Source organism: Paenibacillus sp. Y412MC10, assembly GCF_000024685.1.
Taxonomy (GTDB): domain Bacteria; phylum Bacillota; class Bacilli; order Paenibacillales; family Paenibacillaceae; genus Paenibacillus_AQ; species Paenibacillus_AQ lautus_A.
Window position 1 is genome coordinate 6,713,212 of sequence record NC_013406.1, and the last position, 17,187, is coordinate 6,730,398.

16 protein-coding genes are annotated in these 17,187 nt (G+C 52.6%); 5 read left to right on the forward strand and 11 right to left on the reverse strand.

Translation table 11 applies throughout. From position 1 onward, the window contains the following. Positions 1-73 precede the first annotated feature (73 nt). The 4 genes from GYMC10_RS29710 to GYMC10_RS29725 form a co-directional block, all read right to left on the reverse strand. Positions 74-883, reverse strand: a complete 810-nt coding sequence (locus tag GYMC10_RS29710) for a uroporphyrinogen-III synthase (protein ID WP_015737806.1) — start codon at positions 881-883, stop codon at positions 74-76. 337 nt (positions 884-1,220) lie between these two features. After that, positions 1,221-2,681, reverse strand: coding sequence for a catalase (locus GYMC10_RS29715; RefSeq protein ID WP_015737807.1), 1,461 nt, complete (start codon positions 2,679-2,681; stop codon positions 1,221-1,223). 187 nt (positions 2,682-2,868) lie between these two features. After that, on the reverse strand, positions 2,869-3,687 hold the full coding sequence (locus GYMC10_RS29720; protein ID WP_009590363.1) for a winged helix-turn-helix domain-containing protein: 819 nt from the start codon (positions 3,685-3,687) through the stop codon (positions 2,869-2,871). Beyond that, positions 3,663-4,058: a Fur family transcriptional regulator gene (locus GYMC10_RS29725; RefSeq protein ID WP_009590342.1), complete on the reverse strand. Its 396-nt coding sequence runs from the start codon at positions 4,056-4,058 to the stop codon at positions 3,663-3,665. The genes GYMC10_RS29720 and GYMC10_RS29725 overlap by 25 nt, the downstream gene beginning before the upstream one ends. A gap of 198 nt (positions 4,059-4,256) precedes the next feature. Between GYMC10_RS29725 and GYMC10_RS29730 the strand changes: the two genes are divergently transcribed. From GYMC10_RS29730 to GYMC10_RS29745, 4 genes are all read left to right on the forward strand, one after another. Further along, positions 4,257-5,267 (forward strand): D-alanyl-D-alanine carboxypeptidase family protein, encoded by a 1,011-nt coding sequence (locus GYMC10_RS29730; RefSeq protein WP_015737808.1) that lies wholly within the window; start codon positions 4,257-4,259, stop codon positions 5,265-5,267. A gap of 117 nt (positions 5,268-5,384) precedes the next feature. Then, on the forward strand, positions 5,385-6,080 hold the full coding sequence (locus GYMC10_RS29735; protein WP_015737809.1) for a response regulator transcription factor: 696 nt from the start codon (positions 5,385-5,387) through the stop codon (positions 6,078-6,080). Next, positions 6,073-7,170 (forward strand): sensor histidine kinase, encoded by a 1,098-nt coding sequence (locus tag GYMC10_RS29740; protein ID WP_015737810.1) that lies wholly within the window; start codon positions 6,073-6,075, stop codon positions 7,168-7,170. Before GYMC10_RS29735 ends, GYMC10_RS29740 begins: the two co-directional genes overlap by 8 nt. 113 nt (positions 7,171-7,283) lie before the next feature. Beyond that, positions 7,284-8,396, forward strand: a complete 1,113-nt coding sequence (locus GYMC10_RS29745) for a diguanylate cyclase (RefSeq protein WP_015737811.1) — start codon at positions 7,284-7,286, stop codon at positions 8,394-8,396. On the opposite strand, the gene GYMC10_RS29750 is transcribed toward GYMC10_RS29745, so the two are convergent. From GYMC10_RS29750 to GYMC10_RS29765, 4 genes are all read right to left on the reverse strand, one after another. Next, complete coding sequence (locus GYMC10_RS29750; RefSeq protein WP_015737812.1) at positions 8,393-9,343, reverse strand: aldo/keto reductase family protein; 951 nt, start codon at positions 9,341-9,343, stop codon at positions 8,393-8,395. The two genes, GYMC10_RS29745 and GYMC10_RS29750, sit on opposite strands and share 4 nt — an antisense overlap. 79 nt (positions 9,344-9,422) lie before the next feature. Next, on the reverse strand, positions 9,423-10,532 hold the full coding sequence (locus GYMC10_RS29755; protein WP_015737813.1) for a Ger(x)C family spore germination protein: 1,110 nt from the start codon (positions 10,530-10,532) through the stop codon (positions 9,423-9,425). Next, positions 10,529-11,638: a GerAB/ArcD/ProY family transporter gene (locus GYMC10_RS29760; RefSeq protein ID WP_015737814.1), complete on the reverse strand. Its 1,110-nt coding sequence runs from the start codon at positions 11,636-11,638 to the stop codon at positions 10,529-10,531. The genes GYMC10_RS29755 and GYMC10_RS29760 overlap by 4 nt, the downstream gene beginning before the upstream one ends. Beyond that, positions 11,631-12,992, reverse strand: a complete 1,362-nt coding sequence (locus tag GYMC10_RS29765) for a spore germination protein (RefSeq protein ID WP_015737815.1) — start codon at positions 12,990-12,992, stop codon at positions 11,631-11,633. Before GYMC10_RS29765 ends, GYMC10_RS29760 begins: the two co-directional genes overlap by 8 nt. Positions 12,993-13,203: 211 nt before the next feature. Between GYMC10_RS29765 and GYMC10_RS29770 the strand changes: the two genes are divergently transcribed. Further along, positions 13,204-14,757 carry an FAD-dependent oxidoreductase gene (locus GYMC10_RS29770; protein WP_015737816.1) on the forward strand — a complete coding sequence of 518 codons (1,554 nt, stop codon included), beginning with the start codon at positions 13,204-13,206 and terminating at the stop codon, positions 14,755-14,757. Between the two features lie 207 nt (positions 14,758-14,964). On the opposite strand, the gene GYMC10_RS29775 is transcribed toward GYMC10_RS29770, so the two are convergent. The 3 genes from GYMC10_RS29775 to tnpA all read right to left on the reverse strand — a co-directional run bounded on the left by GYMC10_RS29775 (position 14,965) and on the right by tnpA (position 17,086). After that, positions 14,965-15,417, reverse strand: coding sequence for a hypothetical protein (locus GYMC10_RS29775; protein ID WP_015737817.1), 453 nt, complete (start codon positions 15,415-15,417; stop codon positions 14,965-14,967). 89 nt (positions 15,418-15,506) lie between these two features. Further along, positions 15,507-16,400, reverse strand: coding sequence for a diacylglycerol/lipid kinase family protein (locus tag GYMC10_RS29780; protein WP_015737818.1), 894 nt, complete (start codon positions 16,398-16,400; stop codon positions 15,507-15,509). A 212-nt stretch (positions 16,401-16,612) separates the two neighbouring features. Continuing rightward, positions 16,613-17,086 (reverse strand): IS200/IS605 family transposase, encoded by a 474-nt coding sequence (gene tnpA / locus GYMC10_RS29785; RefSeq protein WP_015737123.1) that lies wholly within the window; start codon positions 17,084-17,086, stop codon positions 16,613-16,615. Between the last annotated feature and the right edge of the window lie 101 nt (positions 17,087-17,187).

The following is a 17,187-nucleotide window of genomic DNA, read 5'->3' on the forward strand; positions in this document are numbered from 1 at the left end:
TGAGGAACATGCATCGACGAGCTGGAATGGATCGAAATCCTTAGCTTCGTTACGTTATATCATGACATTATTCTTAATTTTGAGCAAAATAACGGCCAAGCGTCACCATCATGCTGCCCATTCGCTCTTCCTCGGGAACCACCATGCGTTCAATGCCTTCCTCCCGGAGTCCCTGAGCCGTCACCTTGCCGACAGCCGCCGCCACGACCGGTCCGCGGAACGCCTCCAGCACGGCTTCCAGCTTGCCATGGGCACGAGCATAATCCGCAAGAAAACGAAACTGTGGCGCACTTGTAAAAGCAACCGCATGAACCTTGCCGCCAACGATTTCGTCAACGAGCAGGGAAATATCCTCCTCCAGCGGCGGAATGTGCTTATAAGGCAGAATCTGCTGCACCTCCGCTCCCCGTTGCTGAAGCCAATCGACCAGCTTAGGCGCAGACTCGCCATGCAGCTGCAGAATGACGCGTTGACCCGACAAGTCATGCGGCGCAAGCGACCGGATCAGTCCGGACGTGCTGCCGTCATCGTCTCTGACGACCGGTGCCAAACCGCGTTTTTTCAGAGCATTCGCGGTCTTGTACCCTCTTGCCGCAATCGAGGTGCGCTCCAGCGTTTCATTCAATGTATCCAACAGGCCCATCTGCTCGGCCGTATCGTAAATGGCCTCCAGGCCGATTCCCGTCGTAAAAATCGCCCACGGCGCAGGCGCCTCGAGCCAAGCTTCGATGGAACGCCGGAGCACTTCATCATCCAAAAATACCGTCCCCTGCGCCGGGCGAAGCACCGCCGTGCCTCCCATCTTCTCCACCAGCTTGGCCATGTCCGCCGCTTTGCGCGGGCCTGCCAAGGCTACAACCCGATCTTTCATATGCTGTGCCATGATATATGCCTCACTCTCTTAAATTCTAGCTTGTGCAACCTTCATGCCGTATAGCTTCTAGCAGCTGACTCCAGTATAAAGGCCATGATCCCATAGATAAAGCCACTAAGGTCTTATTCTTCCAAAAAGCCCCCCTTTCCTGCCGCATGCAAAAAAGCAGCAAAGGAATAGTCGTTCCTCTGCTGCTCCACTTATATATTTCAGTGGATGAAAAAAAAAGGCACCCATTTATGCGGGTACCTCTTTTGGCCGGCGACCTTGGATCGCCGTCTATATAAAGGCCTTCCATCCTGCACAGCGGAAACCGGATGGCGGGCTCTTATATGCTTGCATGGTGTTACTTCGGCTGACCGGCCGGGATGAATCCGCTCAGGTCTACGCCAAGCCCTGCGGCAAGTCTTGCGCCATATTCGGCGTCTGCACGGTAAAAATTGCATACGGCACGGAGCTGGATGTCGGATTTGACCTGGCTCAGGTCATCAACCAGATTGCGAAGCAGATGATCCTTCTGCTGCTCCGTAAACGAACGGTACAATTCGCCAGCTTGGGTGAAGTCATCCGTTTTCTCGATGCGCTGGCGAACGACATGACCGCTCAGCGGAGCTTCGCTCTCTTTAGCGGACGGATCTTCCACAGGACCCGTTGTATAGCTGTTCGGTTCATAGTTCACCGGCGACGGATCTTGATTCACGTTCATCAAGCCGTCGCGTTGATGATTGCGCACAGGGGCATACGGGCAGTTGATCGGAATCTGCAAATAATTGGCGCCCAGACGATGACGCTGCGTATCCGGGTAAGAGAATAACCGGCCCTGCAGCAATTTATCCTCGGACGGCTCAATGCCAGGCACCAATGCGCTTGGGGAGAAAGCCGCCTGCTCCACCTCGGCGAAGAAATTCTGCGGGTTACGGTTCAGGGTCATCGTACCCACGGTTATGAACGGGAAGCGATCTTCCGGCCAAGTCTTGGTCGGATCCAGGGGATCAAAGGACAAATCATCCATTTCTTCCGGAGACATCAGCTGCACCTGCAGGCGCCATTTCGGGAAATTCCCGTTAGCGATGTGTTCGCGAAGATCACGGGTGGCATGATTGAAGTCCTTGCCCTGCACCGCGCCCACTTCGTCTGCGTTCAGCGTGTTGATGCCTTGCACGGATTCCCATTTGTATTTAATGTAGGTCACTTTGCCTTCGCTGTTCACCCACTTGAACGCATGGACGCTGAAGCCGTCCAACTCGCGATAGTTCGCCGGCGTGCCATGGTCCGAGAACAGCCAGGTCATCATATGGGTGGATTCCGGGGACAGCGTCATGAAATCCCAATACCGGCCGGGCTCTTGAATGTTGCTCTCCGGCGAAGGCTTCAAGGAATGCACCATATCGGGGAATTTGATCGCGTCCCGAATGAAGAAGACCGGGAGATGATTGCCTACAATGTCATAGTTCCCTTCCTCCGTATAGAACTTCACGGCGAAGCCGCGCGGATCCCGTGCCGTTTCGGGCGACCCTGTTCCATGGATAACCGTGGAGAACCGGACGAACACGGGGGTTTCCTGACCGATTTCCTGCAGGAATGCCGCTTTGGTATACGGCTTCATGTCATGCTCGACCACAAATACGCCGTGGGCACCTGCTCCGCGTGCATGAACGACGCGCTCCGGAATCCGTTCACGGTCGAAGTGGGCGATTTTTTCGATGAGATGATAATCCTCAAGCAGTGTCGGTCCGCGGCGGCCCGCCGTTTTGGAATTTTGGTTATCTCCTACGGGAGCACCTTGGTTGGTTGTCAATCTATCCATCTATGAACCCTCCATCATTTCTATAATTGATTCTAGACTGAATCTAAATTTATGAAATGATTGTATCATCGGAGGTTCCCTCGGATCATGATTGTCGCGTGAGCGTTATGTGACCCTTCCATGAGCCTTATATGAAGTTCGGATGAATCATTGCAGCAATCGCGAATGAACAAAAAAAGGGAGGGGATTAATCCGCCAGGCGGTATCCCACTCCTCTAACCGTTGCGATATAGCGCGGGGCACCCGCGTTGTCGTTCAGCTTTTTGCGCAAGCTTTTGATGTGGACGTCCACCACGTTGCTGCCGCCCATAAAATCGGTATCCCAAATTTTGCACATCAGGTCCTCACGCGTGCATACGGCCCCTTCGCTGTCCAGCAGCAGCATCAGCAGATGATACTCCGTCTTGGTCAAGTGAATCGGGGTGCTGCCGCGATGGATGGTCATTTTATCCCGGTCGATCGACAAATCTTTATAGATCAGGCCCCGCATGACCTCTTCTCCACCCGACAAACCCGCTGCCGGGGAGAACAAGCGAATCGTCCGCTGCACCTGATACATCATCGTATCTTTGGAACGGGCCGGCCATACCATCAGCTCTTCATCCAACAGGCTTGATCCTGCATTGCTCATGAGCTCCTCGCCTACAAGATACAGGATCGGAATCGTGGTATGTTCCGGCAGCAGAAGCTCCTTCTCCTTGTTGAATGCCGCCATATTCCGGCAGCCCGTCATGTCGGCGATAATCAGTCCCGTGTTCAGAGCAGACTGCAGTCGCGGTTCCCATTTACGGAACATCATGACCTCGAAGCAGTTCTCCGTCAAGGTTATGAACATTTCGTTCACGCGCCCCGGAGAACGGCTGATCAATGCGGCCCGCAGCGTGGTGGGACAAGCATCTCCAATCGCCATCGGCGTCGTGGGACGCACATACAGATTGCCGGATTGGAAATCCGGAAACGCATAGACTTTCCCGAGCTCCGTCATTTCTTCCGTTTGATTTGACATTCTGGACACACCCCCCCGAATACGACGTGAGCATGATGGATAACGTAGTTGGTTTCACCGGCTACCGTAGCAGCCCAATCCTCTGGCACCTCCGTCATGACCTCGTCCACTTTGCCGCAGACTTCACAAATAATATGCTGGTGCTCGTCGGTACGGGCATCGTATCGACTCGCGCTCTCGCCCAGCTTCAATTCCCGGATCAGCTGTTTATCCGTCAAGTAACGCAGGGAATTATAAACGGTCCCGTACGCGAGATTATATCCTTTCTCCACCAGCCGGTTCATGATATCCGCAGCAGTCGGATGATCATGCGATTCCCGAAGGACATCATACACCGCTTGGCGTTGCGTCGTCAGATTTAAAGATTTCAAGGTATTCACCCTTTTAATTTATTTTTAGATCAAGTATAAATCTTATTCGCCTCAAGGTCAATATCCCGCACCAAAAACGCTGCTGGTAATCTTTAAGATTTCTTTAGATTCAATTAAAAATTACTTTAGTTTGTCTGGCTAGACTTAGAACATACATAAATGAGACGCATAACCAGTCAAAGGAGACGATAGAGCGCCATGGAATCCATAACCAAGCATCCCCGCAAAGCACCTCCAGCCCCTGAAACATCCCGGCAGCAAACCGGCACGCTTCGGCATCAACGTGCGAACCGCCGCAAGGGACGCGCGAAATTAAGTCTGTTGCTGCTGCTGTTCGGCGTCATTCTGATAGCCGTGTTCATAGCGAGGGTATTTATCCCCCCTCCCATCAAAGCGAGCTCGGCCATCCTGATTCATGCGGACACGGGCCGCGTGCTCTATGCGATGCATGCCGATCTCCCCCTTCCTCCCGCAAGCATGTCCAAAATGATGACCGAGCTGCTGGTGCTGGATGCTGTTCGTTCCGGGCAGCATGCCTGGGACGAGAACGTGCCGGTCAGCCGATATGCCGCAGAGGTACCCGGTTCGGCCATCGGCATGCATGAAGGCGAACGTTACACGCTGAAGCAGCTGTTCGAAGCACTCATCATCCATTCGGCCAATGATGCGGCCGTTGCTATTGCGGAGCACCTCGGCGGGTCGGAGGCCCGATTCGTGGAGACCATGAATGCCCGGGCGAAGGAAATCGGCCTCTCTGACCGCACCGTATTCGCCAACGCTTCCGGTTTGCCTGCGGCCGACCTGGTTCCTTTTGCCGAGGCGGCCTCCGAAGGGGACACCGTCATGACGGCCCGGGACTCGGCCATGCTCGCCAGATGGCTGGTGAACAAACACCCGGATCTGCTTGAGGTAACCAGCCAGCGGGATTTGCCCGTCCCGCAGAAGGAACTCTCCCTGCACACCACGAATCTCATGCTGCCCGGCGAGCCGCATGCTTACCAAGGTAATGACGGCTTTAAGACCGGGTATACGGCCTCGGCCGGATATTGCTTCACGGGAACCGCGTCACGGGGCGGAAACCGGCTGATTTCCGTCGTGATGGGAACCGGGGACGCCGATCAGCGGTTTACGGAAACCCGGAAGCTGATGGATTACGGATTCGATCGGCAAGGCATCCTTTCGAATCTCGTATCCGGCCTTTTTAAATAGCTATTGTGCAGGTACTCCCTATTTTTGAAGGCAAAGCTGCACTTTATGCGGTTGATTTAGGGTACACTGTTCCTAAAGGAATCATAGTTTTCATGGGAGATGTACGGGAGGATATCAATGAGAAGCGTATTAATCGTAGATGACGATAAAGAAATATCCGGGCTGATCTCCATTTATCTGGAGAATGAGGGATACCGCGTAATCCAAGCCCACGACGGGGAAGAAGCCCTGCAGGCCATGACCTCGAACAACGGAATGATAGATCTCGTGATTCTGGACGTCATGATGCCCAAGCTGAACGGGATCGACACCTGCCGCAGAATCCGGGAAAACTCGTCCATTCCCATTCTAATGCTGAGCGCGAAGAGCGAGGATATGGATAAAATACTGGGGCTCATGACAGGCGCGGATGATTATATGATTAAACCGTTCAATCCGCTGGAACTGACGACGCGAGTCAAAACGCTGCTGCGGCGCTCCACCCAGTACAACGTGGACCTTCACCAGGGGGACAGCGACCGGATCCGGATCGACGGGCTCGACATTAACCGGACAACGCACGAAGTAACGGCCAATGGCCATGCGATCTCCCTGACGGCCAGGGAATTCGAGATTTTGTACTTGCTTGCCCGTCAGCCGGGGAGAATCTTTAGCGCCGAGGATATCTTCCAGCAGGTCTGGAAGGAAAAATATTACGTCTCCAACAATACGGTCATGGTTCATATCAGCAACCTGCGGGACAAGCTCGAGAAGGAACTCGGTTATAAACTCATCCAAACGGTATGGGGCGTCGGGTACAAAATCCATGCGTAAGCTGCAGTGGAAGATCATCACGTTGTTCTTCGCCAGCGGTGCCTTGACCTTGTCCATATTGTTCATCGCACAGCAGATCATGCGATTGATCGGCCGGGAGTATTGGAAGGAGCCCTGGGTAGACACCCTTTTCAGAGTGGAACGCACGCTGTCGAGTTTCTTCGGCTTTCCGGTCGTCCCGACGATCATCGGCATCGTGCTGTTTATCTGCATGGTGCTTCTCTTAAGTCAAGGCACCATTCGCCAAATCAATCAATTGATGCAGGGGACGCAGCGTTTGGCGAAGGGCGAGTTGGACCAGGCGATCATCGTTAGCTCGAACGACGAGCTGGGGCAGATGGCCGTGCAAATCAATCAAATGGCCCAGCAGCTCAAGCTGTCGCTGGCAGAGGAGCGGATGGCGGTCCAGTCCAAAAACGAGCTCATCAGCAACGTATCGCATGATCTGCGCACCCCGCTCACCTCCATCATCGGGTACTTGCGGCTGGTCAACGAAGACCATTACAAGGATGAGGTCGAACTCCGCTATTACACCGATATCGCCTACGATAAATCGCTGCGTCTGGGCGGCCTCGTGAATGATTTGTTTGAGTACACCCGGATGGGGTATTCCCCGATTAACCGTGTGGACATCAATTTGGTTGAGCTGCTTGCCCAATTGGCCGTGGACTTTTCATTGACCGGGCAGCATGAAGGAGTACAGGTCGTGTTTACGCCTGCCGCGGAGAAAATCATGATCTCATCGGACGGGGATAAGCTGATGCGCACCTTCGAGAATCTGCTGTCCAATGCGGTAAGGCACGGACGGGAGGCCGGGCGTGTGGATTTAAAAGTATCGCAGGATCCCAAGTTTGCCATCGTGCAGGTGATCAACTACGGTCCTCCGATTCCCCAGCATGCCATCCCCCACTTGTTCGAGCGGTTTTACAGGGCAGATGAATCGCGGACCGATCAAACCGGCGGCTCGGGGCTTGGCCTGGCCATCGTAAAAACCATCGTCGATGCCCATCATGGCACGATCCAGGTGACCAGTACGACAGAGTTGACGATGTTCGAGGTTCGCCTACCATTGCAGGTCCCAGAAAATTAACAAAAATTACGTTTATCATTCGACATACAATTCCATTTTCCGATAAAATAGGGGTGAATGTCTTCATCGCTCTGTCGTTCCTACCGCAGGGTACGTGAAAGGAATGATCCCCTATGACCAATATACTATTTATCAATTTTTGTATATTCGTAACGTTCTTATACTTATCCGGACTGCTGTCCCAAAAATATGTCGCAGGTGTCGTGGTGCCCTCCTTCACCGTCAAGATCAACGCCGGGCTGCTCTTTGGCATCTATGGGATCATTTTAATGTACTACTCGTTCCCCATCGACCCGCGGTTTTTTGCCGATTTGCGGCATCTGGCCATTATGGTGATCGCCACCTACCTGGGATGGCTTCCGTCCTTGATTGCCGGCATGCTGATTGCACTTGGACGGCTGATCCTGTTCGGCATGTCCGCTTCCTCGGCCATTGCAGGTGCGGGCATGCTGCTGATCAGCGTCGTCTGCGGGATCCTCTCCCGCACCCATTGGAATCGTCTGAGCAAAATGCTGCTAATGAGCCTATCCAGCATGTTGGTCATCTTGTTCATTATGTGGATGAACATCCCGAACCATCAAAAGGTGTTTACCGTCTTCACGCAGCAGCTCGTCATATCGGTGCTGGCCACGGTGGTCATCTACATGCTGACCGAGTATATCAACACCTCAAATAAACTGTTCCTGCAGATGAAAAAGAACGCGGAAACGGATTACCTGACCAGCCTGCACAATTTGCGCCAGTTCGAGCAGCTGTTGTCGGAACGCTTCCTCGAAGCCCAGCATTTCAGCGAGCGGCTGGGTGTCCTGGTCGTGGACATCGATCATTTCAAACAAATAAACGACACCTACGGCCATGCGGCCGGAGATGTCGTTTTGCAGCAGCTCAGCAAAGTGCTGAGGGATCATTCCCGTTCTTTTGATGAGGTATCCCGCAACGGCGGGGAGGAATTCTCGGTACTGGTCCCGGAAGCCACCATCGACGAGACGGCCGCGATCGCGGAACGAATCCGAGCCGCGGTAGAGGACCACGTCTTCACCCTCGAAGACGGAGCCAAGCTTCGAATCACCGTGTCCATCGGCGCTGCCGTGCACCCCGATACGATCCGGTCCAAAAATGCCAAGGAGCTGCTCCAGCAAGCGGACCGCGAGCTGTACCGCGCCAAGGAAAGCGGGCGCAACCGCGTATGCTCCGCACCCGAAATCAATGACCTGATTCTCTCCTAATTCGGATCCGCCTTCAGGATGTCCTCGATGACAGCCACCGTATCCGAGGACAATTTCATACCGGAAGCCTTCACGTTTTCTTCCACCTGCTCCGGACGGCTGGCGCCCACCAGCGCGCTGGCTACGTTGTTCTGGCGCAGTATCCAGGCCAAGGCCAATTGGCCGACGGTCATGTCCAGCTCGCTTGCGACAAGGCTCAGCGCCTGCACCTTCTGTATGCGACCTTCGTTTATTTTGAGCCGGTCGGCTCCAAGCTTCGACGCGCGGCTGTTCTCCGGCACGTCCTGCTTCGAGGCGTACTTGCCGGTCAGAAGCCCTTGAGCGAGCGGGGAGTATACGACCTGTCCAATCCCCTTCTTCTCGCCAAGCGGGATAATCTCCTCCTCGATCTTGCGCTCGAACATGTTATACAGCGGCTGATTCACCACGATGCGGTCCAGTAAATACCGATCCGCAACGGCTAAGGCCGCTTCCATCTGGGCCGCCGTCCACATACTGACGCCGACATAGAGCACCTTGCCTTGGCGGACAAGATCATCCAGCGCGCGAAGCGTCTCCTCAAGCGGCGTTTCCTCATGATATCGATGGCAGTAGTAGATGTCGATGTAATCGGTGCCCAGCCGCTTTAGACTGGCATCGCACTGCTCTTTGATATGCTTGCGGGACAGCCCCTGATCATTCGGTCCGTCTCCCATCTTGCCGAACACCTTTGTGGCCAGCACATAGGATTCCCTCGGAAATGCCCTTAACGTCTCGCCCACGACGACTTCGGCCGCTCCTTGAGCATAGACGTTCGCCGTATCGAAAAAATTGACGCCGAGTCCATAGGCGGTCTGAATCGACTTGACCGCATTTTCCCGTTCCACGTATCCCCCGTAGGTCAGCCAGCTCCCGAGACTGATATCGCTAACCTTCAGTCCGCTTCCGCCCAATCTTCTGAATTCCATATGTGAAACCTCCTTCATACAAGATAGATGCTTATCCTTATTGTAACATCTTCCTGTACGATAAACAGATATCCCCCGCCTAGCGTTTGTAGCCGGTAGACTTTATTTTTACCTTGACCGATACATTAAATTTGGCATGCGGATAAATGGCAGCCCACTCCTCCATCTCCGTCCGGTTGTTCCAATGCGTGCCGCCATACCGGAGGCCGAAACCCAGCGGATCCAGTCCTGTTTTTTGGATTTTCTCCAGAACGTTTTTGACCGCTTGAGATAATTCCTTGTTGAATTGCGCTTCGATGTTGTCCAGATCCCTCGGATCCAGCTGCGCGGGATCCTCTTTCTCCTCCAATATCGCCGTGATCCTTATCTTATAATCAATCGTTTCTTCCCCCCGTTTATCCGTTACGATCTTGTATCTGGCCCGGGTTCTGTCCGTGTTCACTTCAAGCAACTTGCCGCCAATCTTCGTTCCGAAATTCGTGCTTAAATTCCGGAGGTCCAGCAGATTATACAGCCTGGTTTCATCCGGGGTCAGGATGTACTTTACTTTGTTCTTGTCCATCAAGGCTACTTTATCGATATTCAGAACCTGGTCTTCGGTCGTTTCCACGACGGGCATAACCGGGTCCTCCCCCTCCTCCAACATTCGGCGGCTCAGATCGAAGGAATAGGTCTTCGAGATAAAAGGGGATTCGGTGCCATCCTCGCTGAGCGCCAGAAATATGGCGTTCCCGGCGATCCGCTCCGTGGGGGGTTCCGCTTTCAATACGGCTTCTGCGGTAGGAACGGCAACAGCCGGATACATGAGCAGCTGCATGTCCCGTCTCCGAACGGTCCAGTCCTGGATTTTGCTGATATCTGTCCGCGCGAAAGCCTCGCCGTACATCACACCCTTGCAATGTCCGAAGTCAAGCTCCTTATCCACCTTGGATTTGACCTCCCGGATCGCCTCCGCAATGCTTGTCGATTCCTGCGTAATGAGCAGGGATTTTTTGTCCCCGGTCTTCGGATCACCCGAAGGAATGGCGATTTTGAAGCTGAAACGGTGCATTTCGGGATTTTTCTCCGAGACATCGATCCCTATGGATACTACGAATAGCCTTAGATCGATATCCCGAAATTCGCAGCCCGACAGAAACAAAAAAGAGCAGCACATGAGACAGAGCAGCCCTCGTTTCAGGCCATTCATGCTCTCTTCCTCCTTTTCTTCCATACCGCATAGATTAACATGGCAATAAGCAGGAACTCGCCCCCAAACCGAACGTCCAGGAATACGATCGCCATATCGTTCAATATGTATTGATTCACAATTAACGACGTTCCGAAGGTAATAAGGGAAAAGAGCAACAGGACCCACCATTCGACTTTTCGCTTTTTATCTATCGATTTGCCCTGATCCCCCGTTAAACCGAAGCCCCCCAGGATCAATTCCTTGCCAACATGCCAGTGTATGATGGAATTCACGAGGGAAAGGCACATATAGGCCACGTAGAAGACGTAAATCATCCGTTCAACGATGAAATAACGAATCCGGAGTGCGTCTATCGTCGAAAAGGCCGGATACACGTGTCCTCCGGCTCCTGCGGCTCCCAATATCCCGATGGGCGCAAACATCGAAACGAGAAGGGTCAGTATGCTGACTACCACGATCGCCCAAATATGGCGGACTCGGAATCGGTGAAAGATCCGGTTGAATACCACCATGTTCACGTACCCCGTAAAAATATAGGTTGCTGCCGCAACCGTCCCGTAATTAGGTAAATTCCAGGCATAGGTAATGATCTGCCTCACGGCATCCCAGCTGAAATACGGATTGCTGAAGACGCGCCATGACATATAAGCAATCAGGGGAACGGTGATGTACAAAATCATTTCCAACCCGTAAAGAATCGACTCGGAATCGAGCCTGGCGCTAAGCGCCACAACCACCAGAAAGCCCATCAGAACGATATAGGGAGACACGTCCGGACTGATGTAACGGTTGGTAATATCCACGAAGCTGGTCAAGGTAATGACGCTGGAGAAATACCACGCAAGTCCGTATAACACAAGCAGGATGCCGGATATCCCTTTCGGCATCACCGATTGGAAAATCTCCGGCAGCCCTTGTCCCGGAAATTTCTGAATCAGTTTGATGAAGCCGAACATAATCAGGGTCCCGATCGGGATGGATACGAGGATCGACATCATCGCACCGTCAAAGCGATCCGTAATCAAGATGCGGGGGACATAATTAATCAGGTTGATGGTTGCGTTGAGCAGGAAGAGGTAATAAAAATATTTGTTTCTAACCACTTCGCTGGTCCCCTTTCTTGTTCCGATCCACGGCGAACATCTTCAAGTAAGGTTTGCCGAAGGAACGTAGGCTCGTGAGGTACATGATCATGGCCACCACACCCAGCACGATGCCAACCAAGCCGAAGAAGGTCGCAAGCACGATGAACAGATACTTCGTAACGCGGATGCCGGAGCTCATCATCGTGATCGGGATGACGAAGTTAGTAATGGCAACCGCGGACACCAGAATGATCATGATGTTGCTGACCAGTCCGGCCTCCGTAGCGGCGGTTCCCAGAATGAGACCCCCGACCGTGGTTGCTGTCTGGCCAATCGCTTTGGGCAGCCGAACGCTGGCCTCCGTCAGAAATTCCATCGCGAGCAGCATAAAGATCACTTCGAAGAAGGACGGGTACGGTACCGTGGCCCGGCTTCCTGCAATGAGAAGCGTAACTTGCATCCTCAATATTTCCGGGTTATACGAAGTGAATGCCACGTATAGACTTGGCATCAGCACGGTTACAAACAAGGCGATATACCGAATGGCCTTGAGAAACCAGCCGATCGGAGGAAGCTGGATTTTATCGTCCATCGCGGTAAAGAAATCATTGAATATGGCCGGCAGCAGAAGGGCATACCCCGTTGAATCCATCAACACGGCGATCTTTCCCTGCGATATATTCAGGACAGTCCGGTCTGGGCGCTCGGTCAGCATCAGCGTCGGATACAACCGAAATCGGGGGTGCATCGTGTGTCTCTCGATTTCGGATGCCGACTGCACAATATCCGCTTTGAGCTCGGACAGTCGCTTTTTAAGCTCCTGCAGCACCGTTTCTTCCACTTTGAGCGCATCGTACATAATGATGATCCGGGTCTGCGATATTTTGCCGACGGTCATGAATTCCGTCTTCAAATCGGTGGTTTGGTATCGATGGCGAACCAGGTTCAGGTTCACCTCGATATTCTCCGTAAACGAATCATCGGGTCCCTGAATGACGTTCTCCGTACTGGCTGGTTGGATAAAACTGGCATTAACCAAGACAGCGTCAAAAAGCAGCACGGTGTCCCGTATGAATATGGCAACGCAGCCCCTCAGTATATTGCGGAGCAATTCCTGTTCATCTTTCGGCTCCGTGCTCGATGGAAAGGAGCGGATGAATTGCTCGTATAAGTCCAAGGAATTCAGCTCATAAAAGCGATTAATCAAATTATCGTTGATCATGGCAGGATCGCACATGCTCTTTAAATAGACCAGCAGCGCGTGTTCATCCTCGTTCTTCAGCTCGCGCTGCTCGATATCACCGATGCGGTTTAGCTGCTCCTTCAGGCAGTTCTTGGCTTGGTCCGCGTTAAGATACTGTTCGCTGGTCATGATACCATCCCCCATTTTCTTATATTTCCGAGAACTCCCTCTTGTTTCCCTAGGTTCTGCACAAATGTCCCAAAATATTTACATTCCTCCAGAAAACTTCGAAGAGCATCATTCCGAGCAGCATAGTTTCTAATCATTCCCATGTGGTAATAATGAAGACAAGAGACTGAGTTTATGGGGGATACCCATAGTAACCAAGGAGGAATCGTGAATGAACCCATCCAATTCATCGCATCAGGAACTGCCGCAATTTCCGGAGTCGCTGTGGGTAGCGACAACCGATCTGCCTGCCTTTCCCCGCTTGGCCGAAGATATTGAGACGGATGTGGCCGTAGTCGGGGCCGGCATAACCGGCATCACGACCGCTTATCTGCTGGCCAAGGCAGGTAAAGATGTCGTGCTGATCGAGGCAGGGCAAATCCTGAACGGGACCACCGGCCATACAACAGCCAAAGTCACAGCCCAGCACGGGCTGATTTATCATGAATTCCTGAATCATTTCGGGGATGAGAAGACAAGGCTCTATTACGAAGGGAATCGGGAAGCGATTGAATTCATTAGGGACATTGTTGGCGGAGACGAGGAGAAGTTTGGGCTGAAGCTGGAGGATGCCTATATTTACGCTCAAACGGAAGACAAATACCTCTCCAAGCTGGAGGACGAAATCAAAGCCTACGAGAAGCTCGGCATTCCGGGAGAATGGCAGGAAAGCCTTCCTCTGCCTATGCCCGTCCGTGGAGCGATCAAGATGCCGGGGCAATATCAGTTCCATCCCCTGCAATATCTTAAGCATCTGACGGAACAATTCCTGAAGCTCGGTGGACGAATCTATGAGAATACGACCATGGATGAAAAAGTCGAAACCGACGGACCGATCACGCTGCTCACCAAACGGGGCGGCCACCGGATTACTTGCAACCACGCCGTATCCGCGTCTCATTTTCCGTTCTATGACGGGAAAGGGCTGTTCTTCACGCGGCTGCATGTGGAACGTTCCTATGCGGTTGCCGTCAAACCCGAAACCGCTTATCCCGGCGGGATGTTCTTGAGCGTGGATCAGCCGACCCGTTCCCTGCGGTCGGCTACCTATAACGGCGAGGAGTTGGTTATCGTCGGCGGCGAGAACCATCCGACGGGCCGGAGCATTTGCACCCATCAGCATTACGAGAACCTGGAGCTTTTTGCAGGAAATCTGTTGGGCGCTTCCGCCATTCCTTATCGCTGGTCGACCCAGGACCTGATCACGCTGGACAACATGCCTTATATCGGGCCGATCACGTCCAATCAGGACCGGATCTTTGTCGCGACAGGCTTTCGGAAATGGGGGATGACAACGGGAACATTGGCGGCAAAGATCATTTGCGATCAAATACTGGAGAAAGATAACCGTTATGCCGACGTCTTTAACCCGTCCCGTTTCAAGGCAGACCCGAGCATCAAAACATTCGTCGCGCAAAATGCCATGGTTGCGAAGGATTTCGTTGCCGGCAAGTTCGAAATGGCCCACGCCGATATTACCGAGCTGAAGCCAGGCGAAGGCGCCGTCGTCCGCCATAACGGGCAGCGTGCCGGGGCCTACAAGGATGATCAAGGAAACCTCTATCTTGTGGATACCACCTGTACCCATCTCGGCTGCGAGGTGGAATGGAACGAGGGCGAACGCTCTTGGGATTGCCCTTGCCACGGATCACGCTTCCGCCATAACGGCGAGGTGCTGGAAGGACCGGCTATTGAGCCGTTGAAGCAATTGGACCCGGAGAGCTGATCCTTAGCCCACCGATCCTTAAGAGGACCCCAAACAAAAAAGAAGTGAAGCCACCGGGCTTCACTTCTTTTTATACATCACCTGCGAAATTAGTATTCCCTGAAAGATTCGGACGACAAGTCTCTAAAGATTTATTCTTTCATTCAAAAAGGCACCCTGACGGGTGCCTGTGTCTTGATATGGCGAAGATGCTCTTTGCACGACAGCCTAAGCGATTTCCGGCGCCAGCTCCTCGCGGTATGCCGCAAGTGACTGATCCACGATGACCTGTATGAAATTGGGATCGATATCCTGGATCCAAGGCATGGCGTTATTCCAAGCATTTTCCTCGATTTGAAGCGCGAGCTGCCTCTGATCCCATTCATCCACCGTTTGATCCATCCGGTCGCACAGCTCTGTCAGGGTCATGTCCATTGAATGGCCCAGCTCATGTGCGAATACCACCGCAAAATAGGCATGGAACGGCTCAAGCGTGCCAAACAGCTGCAAGCACTGCTGGCGTATGACTTCGGTATACATCGTCACGCTGTGCGAATGCATCACATATTTTCCGCCGATTAACCGGCCCCCTGGAAAATACGCCTCCATCTCCACGGTGACACTGCTGCCCGACCGACGTAGAAGCTCTTGCGTAATTCGGTTCAGTTCGGACTTATTCAATAATGATCATGGCTCCCTTTAAAGATATAAACATAAACATCATTATAAAAGAACCATATGAAATTGCAATATCAAATATGCCTGCCGGCTTACTCCGAGCCTGTCAAAAACCTTAAGCGGCGCGGCTTGACGGATACGGCCGCAGGCGTCTCCATATATATCTCCCCATCCGTGTCGGCCTTCATGGGCTCATCCGTTATCAGCTTGATTGAAGCGGCCCTCACATACGAGATGCTCTCGTTGGCCGGCTTCCACTCCCCCTCGACTTTACGGCTCAGCAGCTCTTTTAATAGGGGTAATCCGGCTTCGCGAATGATGAGCACATCCAGCAAACCGTCCGTCAACGAATCGAATGTAAAAGGCAGCGGGCGGGTTCCCAAGTATCGGCCATTCGATATGTAAATCATAATCGCTTCACCTTCACTGGAATGGCCGTCATATTCCATCCTGTAGGAGAACGGCTCGGCCGATCGCACGGTTTGCAGCATGCTGATGAAATAACTGAGCCTGCCAAGCGCTCCTTTCAGATCCGGGTTGATGTTCTCGGAAGTGGCCGTTATGAGCCCGACGCCAAAAAAATTCGTAAACACCCTGTCATGCGCCATGCCGATATCCAATGCGCGGACTTGTCCCTTCATTAATGCTTGAGCTGCCAATGTCAGCTCAACCGGCAGATTCATGGAGCGGGCAAAGTCGTTGCAGGTCCCCACGGGCAGAATCCCGATAAGGGGCGGTTGTTCCAGCGCGGCAATGCCGTTCACGCACTCATGGACCGACCCGTCTCCCCCCATAACCAGGATGAGCTCATACGCCTCCCCCTGCTCCCTGCACACGGCTTCCCCTTCTCCCGGCGCCGAGGTCTGAAACAATACCAGCTCCTTGATGCCTTCCGCCAGTATCGGGATGACAGCCGCAAGCTGCTGCAGGGTCTCCTGCTGACCCGCACTGCGGTTATACACCAACAAAACCCGATGATACATCATTCCCGCCTCCCTCTGATCCGTGCCTGATTGGCTTGCTTCTATTATTACCCTTTGTTATGAAGCGATTAATCAATCATGACCACCCGTCCAACGGGTGGTTTGCTCTTGGGGTATAACCCCTTGTTGCCAAACTGCGCCTAAAGACGCTAGCCTGACCACAAATCCGTTCAGGCTCAGTGTTTTTGTCACTTTCACTTACCAGTTAAACTGGTTTATTTCTTCTTGCTCCTGTTGCTACTGAACGGATCTTCGTACTCTTTTACACTCAGCTTATCTACCGCTTGGTCATGTGCTTCTTGTTCACGAATGTACTTTCTTACCGTTGCTTCATTTAATCCTACCGTACTCACATAATATCCTTCTGCCCAGAATTTTCGATTCCCGTATTTATATTTGAGCTGGGCATGCTTCTCAAAGATCATTAGCGAACTTTTTCCTTTTAGATATCCCATGAACGATGAGACTGCAATTTTCGGTGGGATCGCTACCAACATGTGTACATGATCCGGCATCATATGACCTTCTATGATCTCTACACCTTTGTACTTGCATAAGCGCTTGAAAATTTCAATCAGATCTCTTCTCACTTGATTATAAATCTCTTTCCGTCTATACTTCGGGGTGAATACAATGTGGTATTTGCACATCCACTTTGTGTGAGCTAGGCTGTAGCTCTTGGTTGCCATCTAAGACCATTCCTTTCTTTGAGCCTGAACATCTCAAGTTTATCGGAATGGTCTTAGTGGTCAAACCCTCAATCCCTCCACCCGCATAGCGGGTGGTTTTT